The organism is Paenibacillus cisolokensis, from assembly GCF_050481165.1.
Classification (GTDB): Bacteria; Bacillota; Bacilli; order Paenibacillales; family Paenibacillaceae; genus Paenibacillus_AH; species Paenibacillus_AH cisolokensis.
On record NZ_JBCNFP010000001.1, the window covers coordinates 26,113 to 43,835 of the forward strand.

The window sequence follows — 17,723 nt, forward strand, 5'->3', positions numbered from 1 at the left end:
TGTAAGACAATGCAGCCAGCCGTGTCAAACGGCATTCGGCCGCAAAAAGAAAAAACGCCCCACAAGCGGAGCGACACTTGAGGGGCGTCCCTTCTTATTCAGCCTTCCATCAACGCTTTAAATTCGTCCAGTTGGCGCTGAAGCTCCGCGAGCACCTTCTCGTACCCGGCGGTCTTCAGCTTGTTGCGGAACTCTTCCACCGCCTTGGCCGGATCGCCGGCTTTGCCGTAGGTAATGGCCGGCCCCATCTCGCCCGTTACTTGCGTAATGGCGGTCAGCTCGGCTTCCACCGGCGTCTTGTCGAAGACGAACTGGCCGTACGGATAAGGCTTCTTGATTTTGTCGTATTCGGCGTACAGCGTCTCCTCGATTTGATCCCACGTATTGACGCTCGGAATTTCGAACTTGTCGACGCGTCCGCCCCAGAAGTTGGAGTAGAACGAGTCTCGCGTTTCGTCGTAGCCTTCCGGCTGAACGCGCTTGCCGTCCTTCACTTCATACTGGACGCCCTCGATGCCGTAATTGATCAAATGGTAAATTTCTTCGTCGTTGCGGATCAGATCGTACGCCATCAGCGCCCGTTCCGGGTTTTTGCTGCGCGCGCCGACCGACGTGCCGCCGTGCGTGATGGACAGCTCCAGCAAATTGTTGCCCCGCGTGCGGGCGAACGGGAACATCTGCAGCTCCGAGCCGGGCTGGTCTCTGTCCATCGTCACCCGCAGTCCGCTGAACGTCTGCGTATGATGCTGGTCCATCCCCGTCAAGCCGGCGCGGAGCGACGCGCGCGTATCGTTCTTGTTGTTCAGCACGTCCTCGCGCCAGTAGCCTTTGTCCGCCCACTCCTTCATCATCTCAGCGAACTTCACGAAGGTGTCCTCGAATACCGGACTTGCCGCCGTATACTTCTCGTCGTACGACTTGGCCGCGAACACCGGCAAATAGCCCGTCGACATCGGCAGCTCCAGCATATCCGTATACGATTGCACGAAGCCGCCCCAGATGCTGGTGCTGGCCACGGCGTCCCACGGGATGACGTCCGGCTTGGTGTCCTTGATGAACTGAAGATATTTTCCGATGCCTTCCCAATCTTTGATCGGTTCCGTAATGCCCGCTTCCTTGGCCCAATCTCCGCGGTAAAAAAATCCGTGGTTGACCCATTGCGTATAGTCGTTTTCGGGAATGAGCACAATTTGGCCTTTATATTTGCTTTCCGCCCAATCCTCTTCCGGAATCTCTTTCCACGTTTGCGGCGCATACTTCGGCAGCAGCTCGTCAAGCGGCTTGAACGCGCCCCGCTGCGCATTGCCCCACGTGTCGAGCCAATCCGTTCCGATAGTGATCAGATCGATCGGCTCGCCGGAAGCGAGCAGCAGGTTGTACTTCGTCTGCCAATCGGCCCATTCGACCCATTTCCATTCCAGCTCCGCATTGATCTTTTCTTTCATCCGCTTGTTCACTTCGGCCAGCACCTTCTCGAACTGGCCGTTTTTCGGCTTGTCGCCCAGCACGACGTAGCTGATTTTGACAAACTTGGACGTATCGGCCGCCTGATCGTTCCCTTCGCTGCTCGTACCCGCCGGTTTCGTCCCGCCTGTGCTTTCGGTCCCCGCATTCCCGCCGCCGCTTCCCGAGCAGGCGGCCAGTCCGAACAGCAGCGCAATGGCGAGCAGCAGTGCGGACAGCTTCTTCCCCTTTTCCATGTTCATCTCCCCTTAAAATAAAATCGTCGATCGGGCACACGCCCTTATGTGAAACGGCCCAAACAACCGGCCGCAACCCATCAGCCCTTTACCGCGCCGACCGTAATCCCTTTGATGAAATAGCGCTGCACGAACGGGTAGAACAGAATGACCGGTCCCGTCGCCACGACGGCAGTCGCCATTTTCATCGATTCGAGCGGCACGTCCCGCAGCTCGACGTTGGAAGCGGCCGCCGAGTTGCGGACGAAATCCGCGCTTGTGACGACGTTGTACAGAAACAGCTGCAGCGGACGGTACTGCATATCCGCAGACAGAAAGAGCATTGAATTGTACCATTCGTTCCAATAGCCGAGCGCGATGAACAGCCCGATCGTCGCCAGCGCCGGCGTCGTCATCGGCAGAATGAGCCGGACGAAGATGGTGAAGTCTCCCGCCCCGTCCATCTTGGCCGATTCGGTGATCGCATGCGGGATGGAGCGGACGAAGCTTTTCATCATAATGATCAGAAACGGACTCATCAGACCGGGCAGCAGGACGGCCAGGTAATTGTCTTTCAGGCTCAAATACTGCGTTATCAGCAGATAGAACGGGACGAGCCCGCCGGAAAACAGCGTCGTGAAGTAGATGAAAAAGGAGATGCCGTTCCGGTAGCCGAAATCCGGCCGCTGCAGCGCGTAGCCCGTCATCGCGACGAGGAACAGGCCGACGGCCGTCCCTACCACAGTGATGCCTATCGTGACCAGATAGGAACCGATAATGAGATCGGGATTCTCGAAGACGATCTTGTAGGCGAACGTGCTGAACTCGCGCGGCCAGAAGTTGAACCCGTACTTCTTGATCGCGCCTTCCGACGTCAGCGAAGTGCCGATGACGAGCAGGAAGGGCAGCAGGCAGCACAAGGCGAACGCGCCGATGAACAAATAAGCGAAAATTCTGACAATCTTGCCGCTCATATCCGTACGGATGCTGCGATGATCCATCGTATTGTCCATCACCGTTACCTCCTAGAATAACGAGTTTTCCGGCGAAAGCTTCTTCACCAGCCAGTTGGCCGTCACGACGACGACAAATCCGAATACCGACTGATAGAGGCTGACGGCGCTGCCGATCGAGAAGTTGAAGTTCGTCATGAGCGACCGGAACACATAAGTCTCGATAATGTCGGTCGTCGCATACAGCGCGGTGTTGTTCGCGCCGACGAGGTTGAAGAACAGGCCGAAATTGCCCTTTAAAATGCCGCCGAGCGAGAACAGCAGCAGAATGATGAACGTCGGCTTCAGCCATGGCAGGATAATGTAGAGGATGCGCTGGAAGGCGTTCGCCCCGTCGATCTCCGACGCCTCGATAATTTCGTTGTCAAGTCCCATAATGGCTGCGAAGTAGATGATGGACCCGTAACCGGTCGACTGCCACAGGTAGGTGAGGACGATGATGAAAGGCCAAATGGTCGGGTTGGAATACGTCTTGACAGGCTCGAGCCCCAGCGATTGCAGCACGCTGTTCAAATAGCCGTAGTCGTAGCTGAGGAAGTTGTAAGCGATCAGGCCGATCAGAACGGCCGAAATGAAATGGGGGAGAAACATGATCGTCTGCGATATTTTTTTGAACCATTTTCGGCGCAGCTCGTTAAGCAGGACGGCGACAAAAATTTGCAGGAAATTGCCAAGCAGAATGAAAGCCAGATTGTAGGCGACGGTGTTGAACGTCAGTCTCCACAGATCGCCGTTCATGACGAGAAAACGAAAATTGTCGAAGCCGACAAACGGACTTTTGAATATGCCGTCGGAATAGTTGTATTGAATGAAAGCCAGATACAAGCCGGGCATCGGCAAATAAGCGAAGATGACGAAAAAAACGATCGCCGGCAAACACATCAAGAGAAGCGTCCGATTGTTCCGAAACCGCCGCCGCCCGGCTTTCGCCGTTCCCGGCCGTTCCGTCCCGAACGACGCCTTTACAGCCGTGTCCATCTCATCCCTCCTTGCTCGCCATTGCGATTTCACTATTGTCATACCGAAACGAACGTTAACGCGTTCAGCCGTCCGGGACGGCTGCGGTCCACCGCCTCCAGCCACAGGCAAAGCTCCGCGCGGCGATCCCGGAACCATACGCCCGGCAGATAGAACGTATCCGGACTTCCCCCGGTCATGATCGGCCTTGCGTCGCCGCCAGGCGTCCATATGCGGCCGACGATGCGCCCTTCCATCCAGACGGTCAGCTTCAGGCCGCTGCCGTCGACACGGACGCGCCACCCTTTCCCGCCCGCGGAATTATCGCATGTGCCGTACAGCCAGGCCGTGCCGCCCGGTTCGAGCTCAAGCGGGAACTCCGTCTGCGAGGCTCTGTCCCTCACATCCGCCGCCTGCGCCAGCAGTTCCCGTTCTCCGGCCGCGCCGAGCGTCCAATCCGCCGCCTCCACCCCTTCGTACAGCAGCACCTTTCCGGCGGACAGACCGAGCATCCTCTCGGCGTAAACGGTCAGCTTCACAGGCTGGCCCGGGACGACATAGGGCGTAATCTCGACATAAGGATCGAACGGATTCACCTCGCCGGCATCCCGGCCGTTCACATACAAGCGAACGAGCGATTGCAGCCCATCGAAGTGCAGCGTCCAGGAATCGGCGGCTTCCGATGTCGGAACCGTGCGGCTGTAGCATTCGCGAGCGGGATGGTCCGCCGACAGCCAGCCTCCGAACGAGACGACCGGCAGCAGGCCGCTGTCGATGCCGTCCTCCGGCTCCGCTTGACCGGCAGGGCCGGCTGTCCGCCGCACCTGCCAGTTGCCCGACACGTTGCGAACGTCCGTAATGGCCGCCATCCCTTTCATTCCTTTCATGGCCGACAGCCGCAAGCCGGGAAGGCGGATATCGTCGAAGTTCGAATGACCCCATATTTCGGTGCGGGCCGCAAGACGTTCGACCGGCGCTTCCGCAGCGAGCGGCACATAGCGGCTGCTCCCGCCGGGTACGACGGTTCCGGCGTAACGGCCGTCCGCATACAGCGAGATGACATCGCTGCCCCGGCGGATCAGCACGCCTTTCACCGGCGGCGTGCCCGGGCGGGACGGCACCGTCGCCCCATACCATGCATAGCCCCTGTATATGCCTTCCGTCTCCAGCCATGAGGGCGACGCCAGCTTTTTACAGCCGTCCGGGCCGGCTGTCGGCAGCGCGGGCGGGACATCGCAGCGCCTCCATTCCTGCACCGCCTGTTCCGCCGCATTCGAACGCTGCGGAGGCTTGACTAGACGGACCGGCCCATCCTCTTCTAATTCATCCATATAGAGCGCTTTCATTCTATTTGTCATGATGAGCCTGAGCAACCGGCCGTCCTGAAACCGGATAAGGCAGCGCGCCTCCCGGCCGGAATCGAACGTTACGACCACGTCGCCGTCCCGCCGGATGGCGGATGCATGCTCCGCCGCAATTACGGCCGGCTCCTCCAGGCGCAGCACGACCGTTCCTTCGCCTTCGGCATGGAAGGCGAGCGCCGCGCCTTCTGTTCCGGTAACGGCCATGTGCAGTTCGGCCGTCGAGCTTACGATCGTTCCCGCGAACCCCCAGATGGAGAGCGGCACGCCGTACGGCAACGCGACCGACTTCCCCGCCGGAATCGTAATTGTGGCCGGTTCGCAGCCCGCTTCTTCCGCCCCCGGCACCGCTGCCGTTACGGTCTTGTCGTCATCGGTCAAGTTCGACAAGAACAGGAGGCTCCCGCCGCCGTGCAGCTTCAGCACCGCCGGACCGGCGACGCCGACGGCTTGCCCGGCCAGCGCCGGCCGGACGCCGGCCGCAGCCGCCCGCGCAAGCGGAGCGCCGTAAGCCGCGATCAGCCGGCTCAGCAGTCTCCCCTCGTAAGCTTCCTCCCGGATATGCCCTTCGGGCGAAATCATGCCCCCGAAGTCGTAGTCGCTTGTCAGGAAGGCGAGCGGCCGGCCCCAATTGTTCGTCGCGTTCGTAAAGCCGAAATCGGTGCCGGACACTTGCAAATACGGACCTAACAGCTTCACGCCGCAGGATAGGAGGCGCCGGAGCAGCGTGTGCGACCGGTTCGTTTCCGTTACGAGCAGCGGATATCCCCGTTCTTCCAGCAACGCCCGGTAATGAAGCACCTTCGCCTCCAGCTCGGGATCGCGATTATCCGGGTAAAAATTGCATGTCGGCATAACCCCGTCCGCCAGCCCGGTCGCCTGGACGATCCCGCCCTGGCCCGCGCAGGCGAAAAGCGGTACGGTAATGCCGCGTTCGAGCGCCATGTCCCGCAAGGCGGACATATATCCGCGCGGGTCCCCGCAACCGTAAAAGTCGAGCTCGTTATCCAGTTGAACGGCGATCACCGTTCCCCCTTCTCCCGCCTGGTTCGCCTTCAGAATCGGCATAATCCGGTCGAACCACCGGGATACGTCGCGCAAAAAGCAGGCGTCGTTGTCACGCAGACGGAGATTCGGCCGGGCAAGCAGATAGGCGGGCAATCCGCCTCCGTCCCATTCGGAGCAGATGTACGGTCCGGGTCTGGCCACCACCCACAGTCCCGTCTCGGCCGCGAGCTTCAAAAAAGCGTCCGCGTCCCGCTCGCCCTCAAAATCCCACTCTCCTTCCCGCAGCTCGTGGTAATTCCATGGAAAATACACATCGATACTGTTGTAGCCGATCGCTTTCAACTGTTCCATCCGTTCTTTCCAGAGCAGCCTCGGGATACGGAAATAGAACAGCGAGGCGCATAGCAAAATCAGGGGCTCGCCGCCGATCCGGACGGCATCCGTTTCAAACCGCACGTTCATTCTTCCTTCGACAGCCTTGCTCAAATCGCTCCCTCCCAATCCGCTTGTTGGGCGCTACCGATGAAACCCATTTCATAATTGTGTATGTAACGGGTTTCATTAACATGAATGAAACGGGTTTCATTTTGTTCCGCAATTGTGCTCCGCCTCGATGTAACTTGATTTTATTTGACAGTGAAAACGTTGTCAATGAGTTTGGAAAAAATTTCGTTTCACCTCCGATTTCCGGGCTGAGCGGTCGATTCCCTGACGATCAGTTCCGGCCTTAATTTCGTATTCTTTTTCACTTTGTCCCGGGTAATGAGACGGTGCAGCAGCTCCGCCGACGTCCGGCCAAGCTCGTGGCATTTTAGCGAAACGCTCGTAAGCTCCGGAATGCTGTTCGAGGCGTACGGAATATCGTCGAAGCCGACGAGCGACAGATCCTCCGGCACCCTGAGCCCGGATTTATGGGCCGTCTTCAATGCGCCGATCGCCACCAGGTCGTTGGCGCAAAAAACCGCCGTCGGCCGTTCGGAGCCGCGAAGAAGCCGCTCCATCAACGCCTTGCCGCTTTCTACCGAGAATCCGCCGTCCAATATCCATTCCCGGCGGATCTGCAGGCCGTGCCTGCGCATCGTTTTCGTGAAGCCTTGCTGACGCTGGATTGTATTCGACATGTGCCGATACCCCCCGACGAACGCGATGTCCCGGTGACCGAGCTCGATCAGATGCTGCGTCGCCAGTTCCGCCCCTTCCGTTTCGTCGGTGTAAATGCGATACAATCCGCCACCGGGCAAATTGCCGTTAAGGAGCAAAATCGGCACCCGCTTCCCCGCTTCCACCACCTCCTGAACCATTTCCTTGTCCGGCCGGGCCAGATTGATGCGCCCCCCGATCATAATAATGCCGTCGACCTGCTTCTCCATAAGGAGGCTCAAATATTGGGATTCGCGCACGTACTGGTCCGCGGAATCGCGGTTCGTGGAAACCGTATCGCACAGGAAGAACGTGTATCCTCTGCTCCTCGCCTCCTGTTCTACGCCGGCAAGTACCGCGGGGAAGAACGGATTCGTAATGTCCGGCAGTATAATGCCGATCATGCCCGTTTCCTTCTTGAGCAAACTTCTGGCCAGCGCGTTCGGCTGAAACTGGTGCTTGTGAATCAGCTCCATGATCCGGTCCCGGGTCGCTTTCTTGACCGGCGCCGTGTTGTTGAGCACGCGCGATACCGTCGCGACCGAGACGTTGGCTTCCCTGGCAATGTCGTATACGGTAACCGTCTTCATTTCCGTTCACCCTCTTACGTTACGAAAATTATGCAGGCGTCCTTGCCCATGCAGCATAACAGACTTCGCGGCCATCGAACATCCGGCCGTCCGACCGAAAACCGTGAACCGCCCCTCTCAATGGAGACGAAATACGGTATGCTCGACAAAAGTATCCGTCCGTCCCAGGCATTGCACGGTCCTGCCGTCAGTGGCAATATCGATGTCTCGGTAATGGTCGCATCTGTACACTTTGGCACCGCGGCGGCCGAATTCATGCAAATTTCGGATAAAGGCCGGACGTTCTTCCGCGATAAGCGAATTGCAGGGAATGATGACGATTTGCGGGTTGCAGGCTGCGACGAACTCCGGCGTCGTCGATTCGTTGCCGCCATGATGCGCCGCTTTCAGCAAAAAGACGTTTTTTACTTTCCCGTACTGGCCGGAACGCATAATCGATTCCGCTTGCACCGCTCCGCAATCGCCGGGAAAAAGCGCGGTAAACCGCCTGTACTTCATCTTGAGAACCAGATTCAGGTTGTTCAGGTTGACCCGCGCGCCCTCTTGCACGAACGACTCGTCCGGCACGGCAATGACATCGAAGCCAAGATCGTCGTTAATGCGAATCGTGCTGCCGATATGCGATTCTCCGATCCGCGTCACGTTCTGGCCGCATGCCCGCATAAGCTCCTGCAGCTCGTTCCATAACGCGATGTTCGGTTCCCCCAAATCGCAATGCGCCATCGCCGACTCGGAGATCGGCGAGTACAGAAACTCCCGGACCGTCAACGCCGGATCCCGCAGCAGATCGATCATGCCGCCAAAATGATCATTATGCGGATGGGACAGAATGAGCCGGTCGATCGTGCGAATGCCGTTCGCCTTCAGATAAGGGATAATGACGCTCGCCGCCTGTCCCTTCTTCCCCGCATCGAGCAGCACATGGCGAACCCCGCTGCCGTCATACACGCTGATCAGGAAGCTGTCCGCCGGATTCGATTCGGGAATGCCGAGCGGCACGCGATCCCGCGTATTGAGATCGAACGCATGAATTTTGCAGTACCCGGCATGCGGGTCAAACCATTGCTCGTTCAACTGATTTCGCCTCCGATTCCATTTGACGGGTCTCCTTCCGTTCCCTAAAATACTGTACCACAAAATCCCTGAATTGGCGTGCGGCAACAGAAAGATACCGCCGTTCATGCCACACGAGATGAAAATGCCGGCGGCAGACCGGCTGCTCGATGCGCAGTATAGGCAAAGAATTGTTCGGATCTGCGTAATTGCCGACAAGCCCAACGCCCAGTCCCGCCTGGATAAGGCTGGAGATGGCCGAAGGTTCGTCTACCCGGCAGACAAAATTGGGTGTAAAACCGGCCGCCCGGAAAAAAGCTTCGTTCATCTGCTGAAACGGAATCCCTTCCTTGTACCCGATAAACCGCTCGCTCGCGACCTCGCTTAGCCGGATGCTTTTCCGCTTCGCCAGCCGATGGTCGGGCGGAACGGCCAGGTACACCTCCTCGCTCAGCACAGCTATCGCGCGAAGTTCAGTCTGAATTCCGGTCCGGTCCGTCGGCAGCGGCGTAAAGCACAGGTCGACCTCGCCCGTTTCGACAAGCTGCGCCATTTCCTTCAAGGAAGCCTGGGTAATCCGGAACTGCACTTTCGGATGAAGAGCCAGAAATTTTCCGATCGGTTCCGCCAGCCGATCCAGTGTCGACGTCGCCAGATGGATGCCGCCATGCTCCAGTCCGGCAAGCTCGGATACTTCTTTTCGCCCCTCTTCCAGCAGCATGAGCGCCGCTTCCACCCGTTCCAGAAACGCCTTGCCGTACGAATTAAGCCGTATTTGCCTGCCGTGCCGGTCGAACAGCGGCACCCCGATATCTTCCTCCAGTCTGGCGATCGTCTTGCTGAGCGCGGGCTGTGCGATCCGCAGCTCCTGGGCCGCTTTCGTGATATGCTCCAACCGGGCTACCGTTCGAAAATATTGCAGCTGCAGCAGTTCCATCTCGTTCTCTCCTTCGCTTATATACTCCGGTATATATAACATATGATTGAAAATATATTTTTGTTTATTTACAGTCCATTATACAATAAAGCCAGCAAAGTCACGTTATTTCGCGTTAACGATTCAGAGACAAAGGAGAGAGAAGTGTCATGGAAGTTGCGGCAGAAAAGCCGAATCGTGAAAAGCTGCTCCTTATTCTGGCTTTCACGCTTGTCATATCGGTCATGAACGCGACGATGTTCAATATTGCGCTGCCCGAAATTCGGACCGAATTCGCGCTGTCGGTCTCGCAGGTCAGTTGGGTCACGTCGGCCTATCTGCTCATCTATGCGATCGGAACGGTCATATACGGGAAACTGGCAGACATTTACAAACTAAAACATCTCGTCGCGGTCGGGCTTGCCGTATTCGCCCTCGGATCGGTCGTCGGACTGGCCGCCCAGGCGTATTGGTCGGTGCTGCTCGGACGGATTCTGCAGGCGGCCGGCGCAGCGGTCATTCCGGCGACGGCTTCTATTATTCCGGTCAAGTATTTCCCCGCGGAAACAAGAGGGCGGGCCCTCGGCATCACGATGACAGGGCTTGCGATCGGGAGCGCAAATCGGTCCCGTTGCCGCCGCCCTGGCGATCAGTTTCGTCCATTGGCGGTGGCTGTTCATACTGCCGATGTTCACGCTGATCGCTATTCCGTTCTATCGCAAAAATTTGGACGACAGCCGCCAGGCAGGCGAAGAACGCATCGACTGGCTCGGCGGCGGACTGCTGGCCGGCACGGTCGCCTTCCTGCTGATCGCGATTACGGGAGGAGGATGGGCCTTTATTCCCGGCTGTCTGCTGCTCGTCTTGTTCGCCATCCGCATCCGTTCGGCGCCGGAACCGTTCATCCGCCCCGGGCTGTTCCGGAACAAAGGCTATTCGACCGGACTTGCGATCGCCTTCCTCAGCACCGGCATCGGGTATTCGCTTGTCTTTTTGAGCCCGCAGCTGTTGACCGATGTCAACCGTCTTGCGCCGGGGCTCGTCGGCTTCGTCATGGTGCCGGCCGCCGTCGCGACCGCCATTCTGGGAAGACATGGCGGCAAAATGGCGGATACGAAAGGCAACACCTTTCTGTTCTGTACGGCCGCCGCGTCGCTGCTTACTTGCTTCGTGCTGATGTCGTCGTTCGCAACCGTGTCTCCGGTTCTCGTCTCCGTCTTTCTTGTATTCGGCAACGTGGGACTTTCGTTCATGCTAATCGCCCTTTCCAATGCGATTTCCCGAACGGTGCCGAAGGAGCAGAGCGGCGTCGGCATGGGACTTCTATCGATGCTGAACTTTATGAGCGGAGCGGTCGCCACCGGCGTGTACAGCCGAATCGTCGACCAGGGAGCGGCGGCGGTATGGAATCCGCTTAGCGCTCATTCCCCCGCTCCCGTATACAGCAATCTTTATTTGGTTCTCGCCCTGCTAGTCGTGATCCTCATGCTGCTTTATTACAGATTGTTAGGGAGGAAAACGAAATGATCAAGATCGCGATGATTGCCGGCAGCAACCGCCGGAACGCCACCAGCACGCTTCTGCTCCGGCATATCGGCGACAGGCTGGCGGCCCGGAACATCCGGGCGGAGCTGATCGACTTGCACCGGCTGCCGCTGCCGCTCTATTCGCCCGATGCCGGAGATGCCGATCCGAACGTCCGGATTTTGCTGGAAGCGGTCCGCGAGGCGGACGGCCTGATTCTGGCGACCCCCGAATATCACGGATCGGTCTCCGGGGTGCTGAAGAACGCATTGGATTACATCGAGATCAGCCACGTATCGGGAAAACCGGTGCTCGTCGCAAGCTCCTCGGGCGGACCGGTCGGCGTCAGCTCGCTCACTCACCTGCAGAGCATCGTGCGTAATTTGCACGGCGTCAATTGTCCGGAATGGATCTCGATCGGAGGAGAATTCCGCCATTTCGGTCCCGACGGCGCACCGGCCGACGAGAAGAAGAGAGAGCGGGTCGAACGCGCGGTCGACCGGTTCGTCGCTTTGACGCTGGCGCTTCGGAGCGATCGGCAAGTCGAAGCATAAGGTCCGGTTGCGATCGGTTTCATACCATACGGCAGGCCAACCGCCGGAGAAAGGTTGAGGAGAAATGAAAAAGGCGATTCGAATGAAAGCGGCGGCCATCACCGCATTCGGTCCGGCCGATGCGCTGCGCGTCATGGAATTCGATGCGCCCGAGGTGCGGGCGGGCGAGGTGCGGGTCCGCGTCAAAGCTGCCGGCGTTCAACCCGCGGACACGGCAGCGCGCGGCGGTTGGACGCCGCCCGGCGCAGAGATCCGTTTCCCGCTAATATTAGGCAATGAATTCGCGGGCATTGTCGACCAGGTCGGGGACGGGGTCGACGACTTCGCCGTCGGCGACGAGGTGCTCGGCTTTCGGACGCTCGGCTGTTACGCCGAATATGTGACGGTCAGCGCCGACCAGATCGTCCGGAAGCCGCCCGGCATGGCCTGGGAAGCGGCCGGCGCGCTGTCGGCCTCCGGTCAGACCGCGCATACCGCGCTGCAGGCGCTGGGCGTCGGACCGGGCGATACCGTGCTGATCCATGCCGCCGCCGGCGGCGTCGGATCGATGGCGGTTCAGCTCGCCCGGGCCTGGGGAGCGAGCGTCATCGGCACGGCAAGCGAGGCGAACCATGACTATATTCGTTTGCTCGGCGCGATCCCGGTCCGTTACGGGGAAGGATTGGCCGACAGAGTCAGAGCGCTCGCGCCGGACGGCGTAAGCGCGGCGCTTGACGCCGCCGGGGGCGATGCGGTGGACGCGTCGCTCGCACTGGTCGCCGACCGCAGCCGGATCGGCACGATCGTCGCCTACGACCGCGCCGAAGCGCTCGGCATACAGTGGCTCCGAAGCCAGCGAACCGCAGCCCGGCTTGCCGAGCTGATCGCCATGCACGAACGGGGAAGCCTCAAGGTCCATATCCGCAGCGTCTATCCTTTGCACCGGGCGGCCGACGCCCATCGGGATGTCGAGAGCGGACACGGCCGCGGCAAAGTTGTGCTGACTATCGATTGACGGCGGCGCAGAGAGATCCGACAAAAAATGCCCGGCATTCCTCAATAGCGAGGAATGCCGGGCATTTTTGCCGTTTTCCGAAAATCAATGTTATTTAAGCCATCGTTGTTTATATCACGATATTTATCGTACAGGCGAGCAACAATCCCGAGATTATCCATATTATCGACCGGATGCAGTCGATCATTTATCTGTTCCGCCGAACGGGCCGATCTCGATTTCTGTCTGCATCTGCTGCGCCGGTAATCGGCCGGCGGGTACCGTCCGACTCCCTGCTGCCGCCCCGCCCCGCGGTATTTCAGGGTCGCTTCATTTTTTCGCCGCGTTCAGCTCGATGACGTTGCGGTCGGGATCGAGCAGAAAAATTTGGGCGAACCCGGTTATGCTGTCCCGGTTGGCCGTATGCTCGATTCCTTTCCGGCGCAGCCAGTCGACCGTTTCATCGAAATCGCGGACGCGTATGGCAAAGTGCCCGTCGCGCGTATCGATTCCGCCCGTACGCTTCGTTTCCCCGTTATGGACGATCAGATGCAGCTGCTGACCGGTATCGCCGACCGCGTACCACTCCCCCGGAAAGTCGAAAGGCGGCCGCTCGATCGTCTTTAACCCGAGCACTTCCTCATAAAACGCCTTCGCCCTCTGCAAGTCGGTCACGATCAGACTGACATGATGAATCCCTTCATGCTGTACCATCTTCCCACATCCTTTACCTTTTTTTGCTGTCATCATACCATACATTCGTCCGAAGGGACTGGTTTACGCTCCATAAAGGCGAAGGGCATTTCGGCGGATGTTAATTCGAACCGCGGCAGTGCCGCGGCGGAGGCCGATCCGTTCGGGAATAGGAGGGGGCGAGAGAAGAGAATATGCGATGGATGAGAAATGGCGTTGATAGGCACCTTGTTGAAGATCTGGCCATAGACTGCATCGTCTTTCGGTTCGATCGAACAGCCGTCCAGCCGATTGCGCCGCTGGACGGCACGTTCCCGATACGGGACGCCGGTTGACGGAAAGAGAGTGCTGTACGGCGCCGGATTGTCGAAAATGCCGCGCCGCACTTACGAGGGCTTCGATTTGTGCTGCTGATGCTGCGAAGGAGGCGATTCCGGCCGGACGGCCTCGGCCTGGCCGGCGGCGGCCGTTCGGGAAACGGGCTGCCGCTTCGTCCTGATGACGGCGAACGGCAGCCTGACGGCCGTTTCGGCAATGGACCACAGCTTCGGCAGCGAACAGCAGGCCGCATGGTCCGGGCCAGGCTTCATCTTCTCGCCGTCGCCGGGGAAGCGCCTGTCATACACGGAATATCGTTCGGCGGCGAACGCGCCTCGCGATCGCCGGCACGGGACGAACCCGGTTAATTGAGCGACAATAAGTCCTTCTGATTCCCGGTGCTGACGGCAGGCGTATCATGGTCATTGTACCGCTTGCGCTCTGTACGGTCGATCTGAACGATCTTGCCGTCATGAACCGTAATGACAACCGATCCGTATTCCAAGCCGTTTACCCGCTCCAAAATCCGTTCCAGTATCACTTGGTCAACTTTCAAAGCCTTTGCCATGCTTTTCGCCTCCTAACTTTGTTTGAAGCCCCGTTGCCCGATACTGCGGCGCGCCACGGTCAAGTCTTTTTTTCTACGTTTCTACGTAAGGGCGCGCGGCCGATTTACGCTCGATAACCGCCTTCGCGATCAGCGTCGCAACGGCCAGCAAGACCAGCAAGGAAGAAACGGCGAACGACGCCGAAAATTGATATTCGTTATATAAAATTTCCACATGCAGCGGCAGCGTGTTCGTTTCGCCGCGGATATGGCCGGAGACGACGGATACCGCTCCGAACTCGCCCATCGCCCGCGCATTGCAGAGAATGATGCCATACAGCAGGCCCCACTTGATGTTCGGCAGCGTAACGTAGCGGAAAATTTGCCATCCTTTGGCCCCGAGGCTGGCCGCCGCTTCTTCTTCCTGTACGCCCTGCGCCTGCATCAGCGGGATAAGCTCCCTGGCGACGAACGGGAAAGTGACGAAGACGGTCGCGAGCACGATGCCCGGCAGCGCAAAGATGATCTGAATGTTTCGTTCGTCCAGCCAAGGACCGAGAAATCCGTGTGCGCCGAACAGCAGCACGTAGATCAGCCCGGCAATGACCGGAGATACGGAGAACGGCAAGTCGATGAGCGTGATCAGCGCATTTTTCCCGCGAAACCGGAATTTCGTGATCGCCCAGGCGGCGGCAATGCCGAATACGGTATTCAACGGCACGGCGATCGCAGCCGTCAAGAGCGTGAGCCGCAGGGCGGACAATGCGTCTTTCTCGGTGATGGATGCGATGTAAACCCCGACGCCTTTTTTGAACGCTTCGACAAATACGGTAATTAGCGGCAAGCCGACGATGAATGTCAAAAACAGTAAGGCGACAGCGATCAAAATCCATCTTACCGGCGCCGATTCCGTAATATGCTTCGGACGATTCGCCGATTCGGGCGACAAATGCGCGGTAACGGCTCCTGCCATCGGCGTCCCTCCTTATGAAGTCGTCGTGTGGCGATTCGCCCGCCACTGCAAATAATTGATGAGAAGCAGCATCAGAAACGACACGACCAGCATAACGAGAGCGATCGCGGTCGCACCCATGTAATCGTACTGTTCGAGCTTCGTCATGATGAGCAGCGGCGCAATTTCCGTTCGCATCGGCATATTGCCGGAGATGAATACGACCGACCCGTATTCGCCGATCCCTCTTGCGAAAGCGAGCGCGAAGCCGGTCAGAAGCGCCGGCACAAGCTCCGGCAGGATGACGCTGCGGAATGTGCGGAAGCGATATGCGCCCAGCATGACGGCCGCCTCCTCCACCTCCTTCTCCAAATCCTGCAGCACCGGCTGAACGGTGCGGACGACGAACGGAAGGCCGATGAACATCAGTGCGATCGTAATGCCAAGCGGCGTGAAGGCGATCGAAAGGCCCAGTCGTTCGGCATACTGGCCGATCCAACCGTTCGGCGCATAGATCGCCGTCAGTGCGACGCCGGCCACGGCGGTCGGCAGCGCAAACGGCAAATCGACCAGACTGTCCACGATCTTCTTGCCCGGAAATCGATACCGGACAAGGACCCAGGCGACCAGCAGTCCGAACACTACATTGACCGCCGCCGCGAACAGCGCAGTCAGGAAGCTGACGCGATATGACGCCAGCACCCGGGGATTCGCAACGGCATTCCAAAATTCGCTCCACGACAATCCGGCCGTCTTAATGAACACGCCGGCAAGCGGAATCAACACGATCAGGCAGAGATAGAAAATCGTAAAACCCATGGACAATCCGAAGCCGGGCAAGACGTTCTTCGATTTGGAACCTTTCATGTGAAGTCAGCTCCCTTATTCCCCCGCCGCCTTATGAACCCGGCACATAAATTTGGTCGAAGATGCCGCCATCGTCAAAATGCTTCTGCTGCGCTTCGCGCCATCCGCCGAAATCCCGGTCGATCTGAAGAAGCTCGACCGTTTGGAATTTATCGGCATATTTCTCGGCAACGGCCGGCAGCGTCGGACGATAATGATTTTTCCCGGCCAGATCCTGGCCTTCTTCCGAGTACAAATATTGGAGATAGGCTTCAGCCACTTCGCGCGTACCTCTCGCATCGACGTTCTTGTCGACGATCGCCACCGGCGGCTCCGCGAGAATGCTGATCGACGGCGTCACGATTTCAAACTCGTCTTCCCCGAATTCCTCAAGAGACAGGAGCGCTTCGTTCTCCCAGGCGAGCAGCACGTCTCCGATTTTGCGCTCGACGAACGTCGTCGTCGCTCCGCGGGCGCCGGAATCGAGCACCGGCACGTTCTTGAACAGCGCGCTCAAAAACTCTCTCGCTTTCGCTTCGTCATTGCCGTTCTGCTTGAGCGCATAGCCCCATGCGGCCAAATAGTTCCAGCGCGCGCCGCCCGACGTCTTCGGATTCGGCGTAATAACCTCGACGTCCGGTTTGATCAGATCGTCCCAATCCTTGATGCCTTTCGGATTGCCCTTGCGCACCAGGAACACGATCGTCGACGTGTACGGCGAACTGTTGTTTTCGAACTGCTGCTGCCAATCCGGTTCAATCAGTCCGGCATCGGCAATCGCATCGATGTCGTAGCCGAGCGCCAGCGTGACAACGTCGGCCTTCAGACCGTCAATGACCGTGCGGGCTTGCTTACCGGAGCCGCCGTGCGACTGCTTGAAGGTCACAGTCTGCCCGGTCTCTTCTTTCCAATGCTTTGCAAATGCTTCGTTATACTCGACGTAAAACTCGCGGGTCGGATCGTAGGATACATTCACAATTTCCACGGAACCGCCGCCAGATCCGGACTCTTCGTTGGCGGATCCGCAAGCGGTCAGCGCCAGCGAAAATGCAAGGATGATAACAAAAAGACGAGCGGAGGAAAATGCGCTCACGAATAACACCTCTCAAAATAATGGCGGATAAGTTCACATTGTCTACTCCGGTCGTCCGGTCGCATAAACATGTATTCCTACCTTTTTAGTTGGGTATACAAATCATATCAGCCGCTTTTTGGATTGTCAACGTTTTTTTGCTTCCTATAGGTTATCCCAAGCTGCCCCAAAACCGGAAACAGCCCTCCACTTGCGACAATTGCCCGATAAACCACGCCACTCCTGCCGCCGCCCGGATCGACATCCTCGACGCAGGTGCGAACTCCGGATTCCACTTGCATCCCATACAGGCACCTCCCGAATTGAATCTCCCTCGAACCTATACTGCTCATCGGAGCGGAAGTAGGTGAATGCCCATCACGCGGCAAGCCTTGTTCCTGGACCTGAGACGGGTGCAAATCTCATTCGGGAGCCGGTGTTTGGCATACCGGCGCTGATGCTACACTGTTTTATAGAAATCGGGACGGCGTGTTCGGTAAGAAGAAAAATGTCGGAGCAAGGAGAAA

At 58.3% G+C, this 17,723-nt stretch carries 16 protein-coding genes and 2 pseudogenes; 4 read left to right on the forward strand and 14 right to left on the reverse strand.

All coding sequences use genetic code 11. The features are described 5' to 3' along the window. Positions 1-98 precede the first annotated feature (98 nt). The 7 genes from ABEV74_RS00115 to ABEV74_RS00145 form a co-directional block, all read right to left on the reverse strand. The gene (locus ABEV74_RS00115) at positions 99-1,700 is read right to left on the reverse strand and encodes an ABC transporter substrate-binding protein (RefSeq protein ID WP_430142636.1); all 1,602 of its coding nucleotides are present in this window, start codon (positions 1,698-1,700) and stop codon (positions 99-101) included. An 80-nt stretch (positions 1,701-1,780) separates the two neighbouring features. Then, a complete protein-coding gene (locus ABEV74_RS00120) occupies positions 1,781-2,692 on the reverse strand; it encodes a carbohydrate ABC transporter permease (protein ID WP_062495093.1) in 912 nt (303 codons plus the stop codon). A gap of 12 nt (positions 2,693-2,704) precedes the next feature. Then, entirely contained in the window at positions 2,705-3,574 is an 870-nt protein-coding gene (locus tag ABEV74_RS00125) for an ABC transporter permease (RefSeq protein ID WP_062497176.1), read from the reverse strand. A gap of 134 nt (positions 3,575-3,708) precedes the next feature. Then, positions 3,709-6,504, reverse strand: a complete 2,796-nt coding sequence (locus tag ABEV74_RS00130) for a beta-galactosidase (RefSeq protein WP_430142639.1) — start codon at positions 6,502-6,504, stop codon at positions 3,709-3,711. Between the two features lie 188 nt (positions 6,505-6,692). Next, positions 6,693-7,748: a LacI family DNA-binding transcriptional regulator gene (locus ABEV74_RS00135; RefSeq protein WP_430142641.1), complete on the reverse strand. Its 1,056-nt coding sequence runs from the start codon at positions 7,746-7,748 to the stop codon at positions 6,693-6,695. 117 nt (positions 7,749-7,865) lie between these two features. Then, positions 7,866-8,822: a ComEC/Rec2 family competence protein gene (locus ABEV74_RS00140; protein ID WP_430142644.1), complete on the reverse strand. Its 957-nt coding sequence runs from the start codon at positions 8,820-8,822 to the stop codon at positions 7,866-7,868. Then, a complete protein-coding gene (locus ABEV74_RS00145) occupies positions 8,803-9,738 on the reverse strand; it encodes a LysR family transcriptional regulator (protein ID WP_430142647.1) in 936 nt (311 codons plus the stop codon). Before ABEV74_RS00145 ends, ABEV74_RS00140 begins: the two co-directional genes overlap by 20 nt. A gap of 149 nt (positions 9,739-9,887) precedes the next feature. Between ABEV74_RS00145 and ABEV74_RS00150 the strand changes: the two are divergent. From ABEV74_RS00150 to ABEV74_RS00165, 4 genes and pseudogenes are all read left to right on the forward strand, one after another. Further along, positions 9,888-11,244 (forward strand): annotated as a pseudogene (locus ABEV74_RS00150) (MFS transporter). Then, entirely contained in the window at positions 11,244-11,795 is a 552-nt protein-coding gene (locus tag ABEV74_RS00155; protein ID WP_430142714.1) for an NADPH-dependent FMN reductase, read from the forward strand. Before ABEV74_RS00150 ends, ABEV74_RS00155 begins: the two are co-directional and overlap by 1 nt. A gap of 82 nt (positions 11,796-11,877) precedes the next feature. Next, positions 11,878-12,789, forward strand: coding sequence for an NADP-dependent oxidoreductase (locus ABEV74_RS00160; protein ID WP_213530674.1), 912 nt, complete (start codon positions 11,878-11,880; stop codon positions 12,787-12,789). 125 nt (positions 12,790-12,914) lie between these two features. After that, a pseudogene (locus tag ABEV74_RS00165) lies at positions 12,915-12,995 on the forward strand (GntR family transcriptional regulator); the annotation flags it as partial. Between the two features lie 103 nt (positions 12,996-13,098). On the opposite strand, the gene ABEV74_RS00170 reads toward ABEV74_RS00165, so the two are convergent. From ABEV74_RS00170 to ABEV74_RS00200, 7 genes are all read right to left on the reverse strand, one after another. After that, entirely contained in the window at positions 13,099-13,482 is a 384-nt protein-coding gene (locus tag ABEV74_RS00170; protein WP_430142650.1) for a VOC family protein, read from the reverse strand. Positions 13,483-13,847: 365 nt separating this feature from the next. Beyond that, a complete protein-coding gene (locus ABEV74_RS00175; protein ID WP_430142652.1) occupies positions 13,848-14,051 on the reverse strand; it encodes a hypothetical protein in 204 nt (67 codons plus the stop codon). Between the two features lie 92 nt (positions 14,052-14,143). After that, a complete protein-coding gene (locus ABEV74_RS00180) occupies positions 14,144-14,347 on the reverse strand; it encodes a YezD family protein (protein ID WP_062495106.1) in 204 nt (67 codons plus the stop codon). Positions 14,348-14,420: 73 nt separating this feature from the next. Then, positions 14,421-15,299: a sulfate ABC transporter permease subunit CysW gene (cysW, locus tag ABEV74_RS00185; RefSeq protein ID WP_062495108.1), complete on the reverse strand. Its 879-nt coding sequence runs from the start codon at positions 15,297-15,299 to the stop codon at positions 14,421-14,423. A 12-nt stretch (positions 15,300-15,311) separates the two neighbouring features. Then, positions 15,312-16,145, reverse strand: a complete 834-nt coding sequence (gene cysT, locus ABEV74_RS00190; protein ID WP_430142655.1) for a sulfate ABC transporter permease subunit CysT — start codon at positions 16,143-16,145, stop codon at positions 15,312-15,314. A gap of 31 nt (positions 16,146-16,176) precedes the next feature. Further along, positions 16,177-17,217 carry a sulfate ABC transporter substrate-binding protein gene (locus ABEV74_RS00195; protein WP_062495112.1) on the reverse strand — a complete coding sequence of 347 codons (1,041 nt, stop codon included), beginning with the start codon at positions 17,215-17,217 and terminating at the stop codon, positions 16,177-16,179. Positions 17,218-17,368: 151 nt separating this feature from the next. Continuing rightward, a complete protein-coding gene (locus ABEV74_RS00200; RefSeq protein WP_430142658.1) occupies positions 17,369-17,503 on the reverse strand; it encodes a hypothetical protein in 135 nt (44 codons plus the stop codon). Positions 17,504-17,723: the final 220 nt, after the last annotated feature.

Excerpts from the sequence above, each read along its gene's own strand:
- ABEV74_RS00160 (WP_213530674.1), top strand. The coding sequence starts at position 11,878 with ATGAAAGCGGCGGCCATCACCGCATTCGGTCCGGCCGATGCGCTGCGC.
- ABEV74_RS00115 (WP_430142636.1), bottom strand. The coding sequence starts at position 1,700 with ATGGAAAAGGGGAAGAAGCTGTCCGCACTGCTGCTCGCCATTGCGCTG.
- cysW (WP_062495108.1), bottom strand. The coding sequence starts at position 15,299 with ATGGCAGGAGCCGTTACCGCGCATTTGTCGCCCGAATCGGCGAATCGT.
- ABEV74_RS00145 (WP_430142647.1), bottom strand. The coding sequence starts at position 9,738 with ATGGAACTGCTGCAGCTGCAATATTTTCGAACGGTAGCCCGGTTGGAG.
- ABEV74_RS00120 (WP_062495093.1), bottom strand. The coding sequence starts at position 2,692 with ATGGACAATACGATGGATCATCGCAGCATCCGTACGGATATGAGCGGC.
- ABEV74_RS00135 (WP_430142641.1), bottom strand. The coding sequence starts at position 7,748 with ATGAAGACGGTTACCGTATACGACATTGCCAGGGAAGCCAACGTCTCG.
- ABEV74_RS00170 (WP_430142650.1), bottom strand. The coding sequence starts at position 13,482 with ATGGTACAGCATGAAGGGATTCATCATGTCAGTCTGATCGTGACCGAC.
- ABEV74_RS00175 (WP_430142652.1), bottom strand. The coding sequence starts at position 14,051 with ATGAAGCCTGGCCCGGACCATGCGGCCTGCTGTTCGCTGCCGAAGCTG.
- ABEV74_RS00180 (WP_062495106.1), bottom strand. The coding sequence starts at position 14,347 with ATGGCAAAGGCTTTGAAAGTTGACCAAGTGATACTGGAACGGATTTTG.
- cysT (WP_430142655.1), bottom strand. The coding sequence starts at position 16,145 with ATGAAAGGTTCCAAATCGAAGAACGTCTTGCCCGGCTTCGGATTGTCC.
- ABEV74_RS00125 (WP_062497176.1), bottom strand. The coding sequence starts at position 3,574 with ATGTGTTTGCCGGCGATCGTTTTTTTCGTCATCTTCGCTTATTTGCCG.
- ABEV74_RS00200 (WP_430142658.1), bottom strand. The coding sequence starts at position 17,503 with ATGGGATGCAAGTGGAATCCGGAGTTCGCACCTGCGTCGAGGATGTCG.